This is a genomic window from Fictibacillus marinisediminis (assembly GCF_023149135.1).
Taxonomy (GTDB): Bacteria; Bacillota; Bacilli; order Bacillales; family Fictibacillaceae; genus Fictibacillus_C; species Fictibacillus_C marinisediminis.
Genome location: NZ_JAIWJX010000002.1, coordinates 3,986,334 through 3,998,672, shown reverse-complemented (window position 1 = coordinate 3,998,672; position 12,339 = coordinate 3,986,334). Strand labels below are relative to the sequence as shown.

9 protein-coding genes and 1 pseudogene are annotated in these 12,339 nt (G+C 45.0%); 8 read left to right on the top strand and 2 right to left on the bottom strand.

Features of this window, described 5'->3' with window-relative positions; translation table 11 throughout:
- Nucleotides 1–3: 3 nt before the first annotated feature.
- Nucleotides 4–1,227, bottom strand: a complete 1,224-nt coding sequence (locus tag LCY76_RS20925) for an MFS transporter (protein WP_248254264.1) — start codon at nucleotides 1,225–1,227, stop codon at nucleotides 4–6.
- Between the two features lie 567 nt (nucleotides 1,228–1,794).
- Here LCY76_RS20925 and LCY76_RS20920 point away from each other — a divergent pair.
- The 8 genes and pseudogenes from LCY76_RS20920 (at nucleotide 1,795) to LCY76_RS20885 (ending at nucleotide 10,381) form a co-directional block, all read left to right on the top strand.
- The gene (locus LCY76_RS20920) at nucleotides 1,795–2,778 is read left to right on the top strand and encodes a LacI family DNA-binding transcriptional regulator (RefSeq protein WP_248254263.1); all 984 of its coding nucleotides are present in this window, start codon (nucleotides 1,795–1,797) and stop codon (nucleotides 2,776–2,778) included.
- 93 nt (nucleotides 2,779–2,871) lie between these two features.
- A pseudogene (rbsK, locus tag LCY76_RS20915) lies at nucleotides 2,872–3,749 on the top strand (ribokinase).
- A gap of 49 nt (nucleotides 3,750–3,798) precedes the next feature.
- Complete coding sequence (rbsD, locus tag LCY76_RS20910) at nucleotides 3,799–4,191, top strand: D-ribose pyranase (RefSeq protein ID WP_248254262.1); 393 nt, start codon at nucleotides 3,799–3,801, stop codon at nucleotides 4,189–4,191.
- A complete protein-coding gene (locus LCY76_RS20905) occupies nucleotides 4,191–5,687 on the top strand; it encodes a sugar ABC transporter ATP-binding protein (protein WP_248254261.1) in 1,497 nt (498 codons plus the stop codon). Before rbsD ends, LCY76_RS20905 begins: the two co-directional genes overlap by 1 nt.
- A gap of 1 nt (nucleotide 5,688) precedes the next feature.
- The gene (gene rbsC / locus LCY76_RS20900; RefSeq protein ID WP_062237196.1) at nucleotides 5,689–6,633 is read left to right on the top strand and encodes a ribose ABC transporter permease; all 945 of its coding nucleotides are present in this window, start codon (nucleotides 5,689–5,691) and stop codon (nucleotides 6,631–6,633) included.
- Between the two features lie 104 nt (nucleotides 6,634–6,737).
- Complete coding sequence (rbsB, locus tag LCY76_RS20895; RefSeq protein WP_091010161.1) at nucleotides 6,738–7,664, top strand: ribose ABC transporter substrate-binding protein RbsB; 927 nt, start codon at nucleotides 6,738–6,740, stop codon at nucleotides 7,662–7,664.
- A gap of 415 nt (nucleotides 7,665–8,079) precedes the next feature.
- Nucleotides 8,080–9,300 carry an NO-inducible flavohemoprotein gene (gene hmpA / locus LCY76_RS20890; RefSeq protein WP_248254260.1) on the top strand — a complete coding sequence of 407 codons (1,221 nt, stop codon included), beginning with the start codon at nucleotides 8,080–8,082 and terminating at the stop codon, nucleotides 9,298–9,300.
- Nucleotides 9,301–9,640: 340 nt separating this feature from the next.
- Nucleotides 9,641–10,381 carry an STAS domain-containing protein gene (locus LCY76_RS20885; RefSeq protein ID WP_248254259.1) on the top strand — a complete coding sequence of 247 codons (741 nt, stop codon included), beginning with the start codon at nucleotides 9,641–9,643 and terminating at the stop codon, nucleotides 10,379–10,381.
- 177 nt (nucleotides 10,382–10,558) lie between these two features.
- On the opposite strand, the gene LCY76_RS20880 is transcribed toward LCY76_RS20885, so the two are convergent.
- Complete coding sequence (locus LCY76_RS20880) at nucleotides 10,559–12,307, bottom strand: hypothetical protein (RefSeq protein WP_248254258.1); 1,749 nt, start codon at nucleotides 12,305–12,307, stop codon at nucleotides 10,559–10,561.
- Nucleotides 12,308–12,339 lie beyond the last annotated feature (32 nt).

The window sequence follows — 12,339 nt, the reverse complement described above, 5'->3', positions numbered from 1 at the left end:
TCCTTATTCTTGAATAGGATTTTTTACGATAAACCAATAACATAATGCCGCACAGCCTGCGATCAGACCGCCGGAGATAAAAGCAAGGGAGTAGGAACCTGTAGTATCCACGATTATTCCGGCTACAACAGGAGAAAAGGCTCCTCCAAAATAGCCGCCAAAATTCTGGATGGCTCCGACTGATGCAACCATGGAAGGCGGTGCGATATCACCCGCGAGCGCCCATGCACTTCCCGTCATTGCTGAAATAAAACAAAGAGCAAGCGTCAACAGTGTGAGCGTCATGGCAAGTCCAGTCACGAACGGAACGGCACAGACCACTATGGCAGCAGAGATGGCACTGATACTAATAAGCGCACGCTTTGCTTTGATAGGTGTAGTGATTTCCTTATCCACGAGCTTTTTCGTAAGGTATCCTCCGAAAATATTTCCGAAGATCCCGCCAAGCCATGGAATCCCGGCATAGATCCCCAGTTCTTTCAATGAGACATGATGGACGTTTGTTAAAAAGAGAGGAAGAAAGACAAGGAAGATATTCCAGATCCAAATGGTACAGAAAAAGCCAAGAATCATCCCCCATACACTTCGATACTTAAATAATTCTCCCCATTTAATTTTGGATGTTTGAATGCTATGTTCCGAACCAGCGCCTTCCGATTGTATATATTCCAGCTCCATCTCGGAAAGCTTGCGGCTTTTGTCCGGATTTTTATAAAAGATGAAAAATCCGATGGCAAATACAATGCCGATGGCACCCGTGATATAAAAGAGGGCTCTCCAGCCAAAAGTTACCATGAGAAAAACGAGCAATGGCGGTGCTATAGCGGGTCCCCACTTGGAGGATGAGTCCCATATCCCTGTCGCAAGCCCTCTTTCCTTTTTCGGAAACCAATAAGAAGTAATCTTGGCCATGGTTGGAAAACATGGAGCTTCACCCACACCAAGCAAAACCCGGGACATGATAAAGGTAGACATTTTATGTACTGCCCCAGTCAGCATGGTAGCGCCGCTCCACCAAATCAATGCGATCGTATAGACCTTTTTCGTTCCGAAACGGTCGATCAGCCAGCCGGAAGGGAGCTGCATCAGCGCATAACTCCAAGAAAAAACGGTTCCCAGCAATCCGATGTCTGTGGCAGTAAGCCCGAGTTCTTTCATCATTTCTGGAGCTGCTATGGAAAGATTCGCCCGGTCAAGATAGTTGATGATCCCCCGATCAACAACCAAACAACAACCGTCCAGCGAAACTTCCGTGCGAAATTAACCGGCTTAGCTTGCTTTGTCTCAAGTCTTGCTTCCATACCCAATTCCTCCTTGTTTTTTATAAAACGCCAAAATGGCAGCGCTTTCAAAATATGAAAAATAGAGCGTTAAATCTGGCATTTATGTATAAACAAAGAGGTAAATAATTCATTTGTTTTATAATATAAAACTAAGTTTTGGAATAGGAACAAAAAAATAAACAGATAATTCTATCTATTCTGTCAGTTATTTTATTATGATGATGAGGTCTTGTCAATAGGGATAAAGTTTGGCAGTGAAAGTTTGATGTTAAAAGCTAGGTATGGTGTCGTTGATGTGGTGCCAGGCACCGCCTTTACATACTTATGTAACGACGGTGCCTGGCACCTAAAAAAATTCCCCTTTGACATCTTAAAGAGGAGGAATTATACTGTGTGTAACCGGTTACACAAGATTGACCGATTTTTTATTACAACAGTATGTAACCGGTTACACATATGAGTACACATTCAAAACTTAACTAAAAATAGCATTTTATCGGAGTGTTTGATTATGGCAACCATTAAAGACGTCGCGAAACAGGCAGGTGTTTCAGTTGCGACGGTGTCCAGGGTGATGAACAGCAATGGGTACGTGAATGAAAATACGAAGAAAAAGGTTGATGCAGCGATCCAGCAGCTGAATTACAAGCCAAACGCGGTAGCCCGAAGCCTTTACAAAAAAACATCGAAAACCATCGGGTTAATGGTGCCGGATATAGTTAACCCATTTTTCCCGGAGCTTGCTAGGGCAGTGGAAGACACGGCCCATAAGCTGGGCTATAACGTTGTCTTCTGCAATACCGATGAAAACGCAGAAAAAGAAGAAGACTATCTTGAGATTCTGCTTCAAAAGTATGTTGACGGCCTTATTGTCGCTTCCAATACGCTGACTGCTGAAAAAGTGAAACAGCTGAACATTCCGGTTGTTAGCATCGACCGTAAAATCAACGCAGACATTCCTACGGTTGTTGTTAAAAACAAAAGCGGTGCACAAAAAGCGGCTAGCTTTTTGAAAGAAATGGGCTGTAAACGAATCGCCCATCTGAGCGGACCAGAGCATATTGATAATGCGATGGAGCGGCGTGCCGGTTATCTCGAAGAAGTGGGAAGTGAACCGTGGTTTGACGCCAGCTATATTGAAGACGGCAACTATGAGATGAAGACAGCGATCAAGGCGACACTTCAGCTGCTGAACCGCCACCCTGAGATCGACGGAATCTTTGCAGGCAACGATGTGATGGCCATCGGTGCGATCAAAGCAGCCCATCAGTTCGGAAAGAAGGTCCCCGAGGAACTGGCCATTATTGGTTTTGACGGTATTGCATTATCAGAAGCAACAACGCCAGAGCTGACCACTGTTGGACAGCCGATTTACGACATGGGAACAATCGTTGCTGATCTTCTTGTGAAGCTCATTGAGAAAAAGCCAGTGGAAAATACCTTCTATGAATTGGATGTTGAACTGATCGAACGAGAATCAACGAGGAACGTCTAGGATGGTGCCAGGCACCGCAATTACACACTTGTGTAACGACGGTGCCTGGCACCGAGCAAATAAACACAGAACAAACAAAAAGGTGGGCTCGCAATGGCAGCTAAGATTACGGTAGTGGGAAGCATCAACATGGATCTGGTGACGATTTCGAACAAGGTTCCGAAAATGGGGAGACGCTTCTCGGCCAGGAGTTTAAAACGATTCCCGGCGGAAAAGGGGCAAACCAGGCGGTGGCTGCCGCAAGACTTGGAGCTGATGTCCGCATGGTGGGCTGTGTAGGTGACGATGTTTTCGGCTCGGAGCTTGTGAACCATCTTAACAAACAAGGCGTAGACGTAACAGATGTAGAGCAGGTCTCCGGATCCACGGGAACAGCCACCATCCTTGTATCAGAAGGTGATAACAGCATTATCGTCGTGCCGGCCGCCAATCATCAAGTGACACCTGAATTTGTCGAGATGAAGCGGGAGACAATAGCCAGCAGTGATTTTCTCCTTGTTCAGCTTGAAATACCGCTTCAAAGCGTTCAGAAAGCAGTGAGCATCGCCAAGGAAAATGGAGTAAAGGTAATCCTAAATCCGGCTCCTATTCAGGAGTTGCCGGAAGAACTACTAAAACAGAGCGATTACATTACACCGAATGAACACGAGCTTGAATTGCTGCTTCAAGGCCGCGATGATCAGCTCATCAAAGATAAGGTGATCGTAACGAAGGGCTCAAAAGGTCTTACTTTTTATAAAGACGGCGAGGAAATCAACGTCCGTTCTTACAAGGTGGATGTTAAAGATACGACAGGTGCTGGTGATTCCTTCAACGGCGGATTAGCAGTTGGGTTAAGCAAAGGATTGTCATTGAAAGCGGCCTGTAAATTTGGCAATGCGGTTGCTGCCCTTTCGACAACAAAGCTCGGTGCACAGACCGGCATGCCAACCAAATCAGAGGTAGAGCAGTTCATCGCAGTTAACGGCTGAGCCGGGATTTTTTCTAATCAAAAGACAGCAAGAGAAAGAGGTGGTGCAGATGAAAAAACAAGGGATATTGAACAGCGAGATTGCTTCGGTTCTCGCACGAATGGGCCACACAGATACGATTGTCATCGCAGACTGCGGCTTACCGATTCCGGACGATGTTAAACGCATCGACCTCGCCCTGACGATGGGGACACCAGGCTTTTTGGAAACGCTGCAGGCGGTCGCGGATGACATGCAGGTGGAGGAAGTAACGCTTGCTGAGGAATTGGAAGAGAACGAAGCGTATCTCAGCAAGGTCCTCGTAGCGGTGCCAGGCACCGCGCAAAATAGGGTCTCTCATGAAACGTTCAAGGAATTAACGAAGAATGCGAAAGCGGTCATCCGTACGGGTGAAACAACGCCTTATGCCAACATCATTTTACATGCGGGGGTGATTTTCTAATGAGTGATAAGACACTTGTTCATTTAACAGGTATCTATAAATCATTTTCAGATGTTCATGTGCTAAAAAATGTGAGCTTTGACGTGCAGACTGGCGAAGTTCATGCTCTCATGGGAGAAAACGGCGCAGGCAAATCAACACTGATGAAAATCATGGCCGGCATCTATGAACGAGACAAAGGGACAATCACGGTAAAAGGGAAGGACGTGCACTTCTCCAATCCGAAAGAGGCAGAGGAGATGGGGATCGGCGTCGTGCATCAGGAGCTGAATATCATTCCCTATCTGACTGTGACGGAAAATCTTTTCCTGGGAAAAGAGCTGACGTATGGCAAGACTGGCATTTTGCGGACGTCCGATATGCGAAAACGAACGAAAAAAGCACTCCAGCAGCTTGGGGTGGAAATCAATCCTGATGCGGTTGCTGGCGAGCTTTCGGTCGGACAGCAGCAGATGATCGAGATCGCCAAAGTGCTTGAAACAAATTCGGACTGCATCATCATGGACGAGCCGACAGCCGCACTTACCGACCGTGAAATCGAAGCGCTTTTTACCGTGATTGAAAAGCTGAAAAAGCAAGGTGTCGGCATCGTCTACATCTCCCACCGGATGGAGGAAATCTTCCAGATGTGTGACCGGATCTCAGTTCTTCGTGACGGTGATTTTATCGGTACGAAAATCGTTAAAGAAACGAATTTTGATGAAATTGTTTCAATGATGGTTGGCCGTCAGCTTGGCGAGCGGTTTCCTGATCGGAAGGCGAAGATCGGCCCGGAACGGCTGAGAGTGGAAGGCCTTTCGAGAAAAGAACACTTCGAAGACATTCACTTTGACGTCAAGCAGGGAGAAATTTTGGGTGTAGCAGGCCTGATGGGCGCGGGTCGGACCGAGATCATGGAAGCCATCTTCGGCTATAAGAAAAAGGATGGCGGCAGCGTTTATCTCGACGGCAAACCGATGAACATCTCGAAGCCATCAGATGCGATTGCGGCCGGATTGGCCTTTGTCACAGAGGACCGCAAAGATAAAGGGCTTGTTGTAGGGATGACCGTTCGTGAAAATTTCACCCTAACCAATTTGAAAGCGGTGTCAAACGGCGGTGTGATCTCCGCAAGTGCTGAACAGAAAGAAACGGAGCGGCTCATTAAAAAACTCCACGTGAAAACGTCCGGCGGGGAACAAATCGTCAAATCGCTGAGCGGTGGAAATCAGCAAAAGATCGTTATCGGAAAATGGGTGAACAATCAGCCGAAAGTGTTGATATTGGACGAGCCGACCCGTGGCGTGGACGTTGGTGCGAAAAAAGAAATCTATCAGATTATGAATGAACTGACGGAGCAGGGAGTGTCCATCATTATGGTATCCTCCGAGCTGCCGGAAATTTTAGGAATGAGTGACCGGATCCTTGTCATTCATGAAGGAAAAATCAGCAGGATTCTCAACCGCGAAGAAGCGGATCAGGAAAAAATCATGCATGCTGCAACAGGAGGGATGTAACATGTCAGCCTCAACACGAAAGATTAGTATATTTCAGAAGCTCGGTCCGCTCATTGGACTCGTCATTATCTTGATTGTTCTATCCATCTTAAGTCCGGAGTTCTTCACGTTAACGAATATTCTCAACGTGCTTCGGCAGGTCTCCATTAACGCGCTCATTGCGTTTGGACTGACGTTCGTCATCTTAACGGGAGGCATCGACCTTTCTGTGGGTTCGATGCTGGCACTGTCCGGAGCGATCACAGCCGGACTGATGGCTGGCGGAACAGACCCAGTTCTCGCTATGCTGGCAGGTCTGGCTGCGGGTACTGTAATGGGAGCCATCAACGGAATCATTATCAGCAAAGGGAAAGTGGCACCGTTCATCGCGACACTTGCGACGATGACCATTTTCCGAGGTTTGACGCTCGTTTATACCGAGGGAAAACCAATCACCGGCCTCTCGGATGATATGAGCTTTGTCTTGATGGGACGCGGGTATTTTCTTGGAATTCCTTTCCCGGTCATCTGGATGCTGCTCGCGTTCGCGGTCCTCTGGTTCATCCTGAAAAAGACAACCTTTGGAAGAAGAACGTATGCGATTGGCGGAAACGAAGAGGCATCACTGCTTTCAGGTATTAAAGTCGGCCGAATCAAAGTCATGATCTACTCGCTGACCGGTTTGCTGTCCGCATTTGCCGGCATCATTTTAACGTCGCGTCTGAATTCTGCACAGCCAACGGCAGGTACCGCGTATGAACTCGATGCCATCGCAGCTGTTGTACTGGGCGGGACAAGCCTTTCCGGTGGTAAGGGATGGATTTTCGGTACATTAGTCGGTGCCCTAATCATTGGTGTACTGAACAATGGATTGAACCTACTAAACGTTTCATCCTTTTACCAGCAGGTGGTTAAAGGCGGAGTAATTCTGCTCGCAGTGCTGATCGATCGGAAGAAGGCGGCTTAGATTATTTTCGAGGAGGTTCGGTGCCAGGCACCGCAATTACACACTTGTGTAACGCCGGTGCCTGGCACCAAACAAACTGCAAACAAAAAAAGGGAGGATTTACGATGAAAAATATGTTTAAGGGTTTAATTATTCTCGTCATTGGGGCTTTGATGCTTACGGCCTGTTCCACAAAAGCGCCGGGAACAGACGACAACAAGAAAAAGGGCAAGGGCGATCTAAAGATTGGTCTTTCCGTTTCAACATTAAACAACCCATTCTTTGTTACGTTAAAAGAAGGGGCTGAAAAAGAAGCAAAGAAAGCTGGGGTACAGCTGAAAACAGTAGATGCACAGGATGATTCAGCCAAGCAGGTCAATGACATCGAAGACTTGATCCAGCAAGGCGTGGATGTACTTCTAGTGAACCCAACAGATTCAGCAGCGATCTCTTCAGCGATTGAATCAGCGAACAGCGCCAACATTCCGGTCATCACGGTTGACCGCAGTGCAGAAGGCGGAAAAGTCGTTTCTCACATTGCATCAGATAACGTTAAAGGCGGTCAAATGGCCGGCGATTATATCGCGAAGCAGCTTAAAGGAAAAGGTAATGTAGTAGAGCTTGAAGGAATCTCTGGATCTTCTGCAGCGCGCGAGCGTGGAGAAGGCTTCCATAAAGCAGTCGATAAAGAAAAGGGCATTAAAGTTGTAGCAAAACAAACAGCAAGCTTTGACCGTGCTAAAGGATTGAACGTAATGGAAAACATCCTGCAAGGCAACAAAAAAGTAGATGCGGTGTTTGCTCATAACGATGAGATGGCGCTTGGAGCACTTCAGGCATTGGAAGCAGCCGGTTTGAAAGACGTCGTTGTTGTCGGGTTTGATGCAACGGACGATGCGCAAAAAGCAATCAAAGAAGGCAAGATGGCGGCCACTGTTGCACAGAAGCCAGACATGATCGGTTCCGAGGCGGTTCAAACAGCGGTCAAAGTGAACAAAGACGAAAAGGTAGAGAAGTTCGTTCCAGTCGATTTAGATCTTATTACGAAATAACAAAAAACGGTGCCAGGCACTCCAATTACACAAGTGTGTAATGGAGGTGCCTGGCACCATTTCTATTTCCGGGGAAATTCCACAATTTTTGCATGATATTAGCAAAAAGAATGAGCAGATCGGAAGGATGTTTGATATGTTTTACGATTCAAATTCCACCAAAACACAACGCAAAATTAAACCTATGTTTTACTACTGCTAAAATTTTTTCTAGAATTTAAACCCGGCATAAAAGGAAGTCTTATGTATGGCTTTATGACAATCCGGGTGCTGCTAAATCCTATTTTTGAGAGCACTACGAAATTTGTTATAAAGGTAAAACCAAAGAGAAGACAGGAAAGAAGTTGTCTATTGGTAAATTATTGGGGCATATTAGTAAAATCCGGTAAATAGTTTAACATGGAGGATACCTTACATGCTTGATGAAAAAACCATTAATATCGTACAATCAACCGCCCCTGTTTTAAAAGAGCACAGTAAAGAAATAGGAAAAAGATTTTACGAACTATTATTTGAAAAAGCTCCTGACTTACTTAACATCTTCAATCAAACCAATCAAAAAAGAGGTCTCCAGCAGGAAGCACTAGGATATGCCGTTTATGCAGCTGGAGAATACATTACAAATCTGGATACTCTTAAACCAGTTATTGAAAGGATTTCACAAAAACATCGGGCCATTGGAATAAAACCTGAACAATATCCTGTTGTAGGTGAAACATTGCTTCAAGCAGTAAAAGATGTTCTTGGTGATACTGCAACAGATGAAATTATCGAAGCGTGGGGTAAAGCATATGGATATATTTCTGACGCTTTTATTAATCTTGAGAAAAAACTTTACGAAAAAACCGAACAACAGCCAGGAGGCTGGGAAGGATATCGGGCTTTTTACGTAGATAAGAAAGTAAAGGAAAGCGAAGAGGTCACTTCATTTTATTTAAAGCCTAAAGACGGGAAGGCAATTGCTTCGTATAAAGCTGGTCAATATCTTACGATTAAGGCAGAAATTCCTGGCGAGAAATACACGCATATTCGCCATTACAGCTTATCTGAAGCACCTGGTAAAGATTACTACCGCATCAGCGTTAAGCGTGAAGATGAGCATGGAGATTCTCCAGATGGAATTGTTTCAAACTATCTGCATCATCACATTCAATCTAGTGATGCACTTCAATTTTCTGCCCCTGCTGGTGATTTTGTTCTCAACAATGATCATTTACCAATTGTGCTGATTAGTGGAGGAATTGGAATTACTCCTTTATTAAGTATGTTAAATACAATCGTCGAAGAAAAAGCACCAAACCAAGTTACGTTCATTCATGCAACAAGGAACAGCAAAACACATGCATTTAAAGAACATGTGAAGCAATTGGAAAACGATTATGAAAATGTAAAATCATTTATTTGTTATGATTCACCCACTGAAGAGGATAAAAAAGCCAAAAATTATGATAAAGAAGGATATATTGATTTGGACTCCCTGCAATCCATACTCGCTAAGAAAGAAGCTAATTTTTATCTCTGCGGTTCCGTTCCGTTTATGGAAGCGATTATTAAAGCCTTGAATGAATGGGAAGTTCCCAAGGAACATATCCATTACGAGGTTTTTCGTCCGGTGGCAATATTGGGAGAAGAGTAGAATTTTATTGAGTGCATTTACATAATTAAAAATATGAGCCTGTGGAATGATAGGGAAAATGAGTCAACATAGGAAGTTGGCTTTTCAAGAAATGCACCTAAAATATACTTTGTTAAATGACGGAGCATGAAGACGCTCCGTTTTCTCTTGCGCCTTCCATAAAACTGCGAATTTCTTTGTTGCCTTGATATCCTCAGATCCTCATTTGATTCATGCCAAACTCCGTTCCTCGGAATCTGCTGCTCCTCGAACTTCTTGTTTCCTGAGCCACGCTGTCTTGGTGTAAAAAAACAGTGTTTTGTTTTATAATAAACCTATTCCAGTTTAAGGAGATGCTTGCATGCATCAAGTACCATTTGATCTATCTAGTACCGATGTTTTGAACAGTATTGGTGAAGTCATCATTCTTGCAGATAAAGAGTATAAAATTATATGGATGAATATAAAGGCGAAGGAGATTTTAGGAACGATTGCTCCGTATTATGGTCTTTCCAGTTCAGATGATTTTATAGGTTTGAATATGGACTATTTTCACAACAAGCCTGATCATCAACGCAGAGTAATGGGACGGCTCGAGGGAGGACATAGGGCAAGGATTAATATTAAAGACAAAGTGATTGCAGATATCGTAATTACCCCCATTCGAAAAGAACAAGGTTTTATGGTTATGTTGATGGACGTTACCTCAAAGGTTGAAGAGGACAAGAGAAAAGAAAGATTAATTAAAGATCTTTCTGTGCCGATCCTAAATATTTGGGATAGAACGATCGCTCTAACGCTCATAGGAAGCCTGGAAATAGATCGCGGAGAACATATTATAACCACAGTTCTGGAAGAATGTGTAAATAATGGTGTCAGGTTTGTAATGGTCAGTTTAAGAGGTATAACCACATTTGATGATAGTGTTAGATATAATCTAACCAAACTATATGACTGTCTAAATCTGATTGGGGTAGAGTGTGTTATAGTTGGCATTAATCCTGAACTAGCAATGAACATACAGGAGTTAAATCATATCCCAACCTTTAAAGATGCTCATGCTGGCTTAAAATATATTATTTCTTTTGAAAATAATAATTAAATCATTGAGGTAAGAGCATCCAGGCGGGTGCTCTTTTGTTTTGGATAAAAAAGGGAAGGCAACATCATTAGGCTGTCATGGGCCCAAATTCTTTGGGTGCTATGCAGCCTGATTTTTTTGTATTTTAATCAGTGCCGTAAAAAAAGCCAACCGGTAAAAACCCCGGTTGGCAGCCAGTTATTTTAGATAATTAATGCCCGTTAACAAGTTCCTTTCCAGCTTCAGAGTCTGCCCACTGCTCTTAAACACTGCGGATTCTACCACTGGCTGCAGTACCAGATTATCGGCAAGCACTGATCGGCCTTCAAATGATACTTGTAAATCATGTGTACCCTTGTTTAAGTAGAAAGGACGATCAAAGTTTACGAGAGTGAGGAAATCGCTGTCTGGAGAAGGTTTAACTGACGCCGCAGTCACAGTTCTGCCATCAATCTTCGCTTCTAGCTCTCCGGTATTACCAGCCTCTCTTACTAAAGCACTGGACAATAGATAGGCACCAGACTTATCGATAGCTATTTTCTTACTTACCTCATCTTGATTTCCAAGTTTCATCAGCTTCCCACTATAAGAAGCATCACCCGTCCAGGAGCTTTCCGGTGTCACAATCTCCGGCTTACCCAATACAGACTCAAAACTCTCGGCTTCCTCAACAACCGCGGTATGTCTATCCACCGTCTTCGCATCCAGCAATTTCGCAGCCAATGGTATTTCATTTACCGTCTGCATCGCCATCAAGGCTTCGATCGTAGATTCCGCACCGGAGTTCCAGTTCACTTTTCCGTTCACGCCGTTCAAGCCATCATACCCACGGCCGGTCGCTGGATCATACATAACAGCGCCGGCATCATTATTCCCGGTGAACCACGAGGCGGTTAAGCCAGCATATTTCGCGTACTTCGGATCTTTCGTCGCATGGTACACTTCGGCGAACCCTTGCGTCAGCATGTTCACGCCATAAGCAATCTGTTCATCCTTCGCCATCGTCGGTGCCATTTCCTTGATCATGCCCGTAACGAGGAGGTGGGTGAAGAACTGCTCGGCTTCCTGTTTGGCGGAAGCAATCCATTTTTTCTCGCCGAGCACCATGCCGGCTTTTGCCAGGGCATAGGTTTGCCCGCTGCCGTATGCGTGCCAGAGGGTAGGGGAGCCTTCCCAATCCATGTGCGCGCCGTATGGATATTGCGTATACGAGCCATATTGGAACTCGTCCAAACCGCGGCCCACTTTTTTCATCGAATCTTTCACATCAGCTCTCGGCTCAACCTCATAAAACTCAGCCAGGCCCAGCAGTGCATTGGACATCGCATCAAAGCCGCCGATCCAGGCTGGTATTTTGTAACCGTGTACATTTTTGTACTCGCCATAATGCTCGTTCACTTTTTTCTGTAAAGCCTTGTTGGCAAGAAGGAAGCTGTCCTTCAATTCTTTCGCGTAAGCAGGATCAACATCCTTAAACACACCGTAACCCTGGCCGAGCGACCACATTGCACGTGCTGCCCACCAGTCAAACGACTTCTTGCTCGTCGGTCCGTCAGTATTGATCGAGAGGTCCTTATTTACGAAGTTATAAAACTCGCCGTCATCTGCCTGCATGTGCATAACAAAATTCAACGCTTTCTTTGCGCTCTCCAACGACTGAGCGTTCTTATTCTGCTCGTAATCGTTCAAATACACGACCGCTGCACGGGCAACATCATCCACGCAGGCAATCCCTTCACCAGACGCGTCCACCCATTTGTAATCGGGATACTCGGAGTAAATGTGGGTGATCAGCATGTCCTTTCCGTCAATGGTGACATCCTCATTCAAAAAATCGAGGTGTTCCAGGTTAACCGGTGATTTTTCCTTTACCGGTGCCGCTGCATAAGCCGGCGTCATAAAGCAAAACATCAGAACAAAGGATAAAAGCATTCTTGCAGTCTTCATGATCATCCTCCTTTTTGTATATAAAATTGGTG

Bases quoted from the DNA above. Each gene is read 5' to 3' on its own strand.
- LCY76_RS20920 (WP_248254263.1), top strand. From the start codon at position 1,795: ATGGCAACCATTAAAGACGTCGCGAAACAGGCAGGTGTTTCAGTTGCG.
- LCY76_RS20905 (WP_248254261.1), top strand. From the start codon at position 4,191: ATGAGTGATAAGACACTTGTTCATTTAACAGGTATCTATAAATCATTT.
- LCY76_RS20880 (WP_248254258.1), bottom strand. From the start codon at position 12,307: ATGAAGACTGCAAGAATGCTTTTATCCTTTGTTCTGATGTTTTGCTTT.
- hmpA (WP_248254260.1), top strand. From the start codon at position 8,080: ATGCTTGATGAAAAAACCATTAATATCGTACAATCAACCGCCCCTGTT.
- rbsD (WP_248254262.1), top strand. From the start codon at position 3,799: ATGAAAAAACAAGGGATATTGAACAGCGAGATTGCTTCGGTTCTCGCA.
- rbsB (WP_091010161.1), top strand. From the start codon at position 6,738: ATGAAAAATATGTTTAAGGGTTTAATTATTCTCGTCATTGGGGCTTTG.
- LCY76_RS20885 (WP_248254259.1), top strand. From the start codon at position 9,641: ATGCATCAAGTACCATTTGATCTATCTAGTACCGATGTTTTGAACAGT.
- rbsC (WP_062237196.1), top strand. From the start codon at position 5,689: ATGTCAGCCTCAACACGAAAGATTAGTATATTTCAGAAGCTCGGTCCG.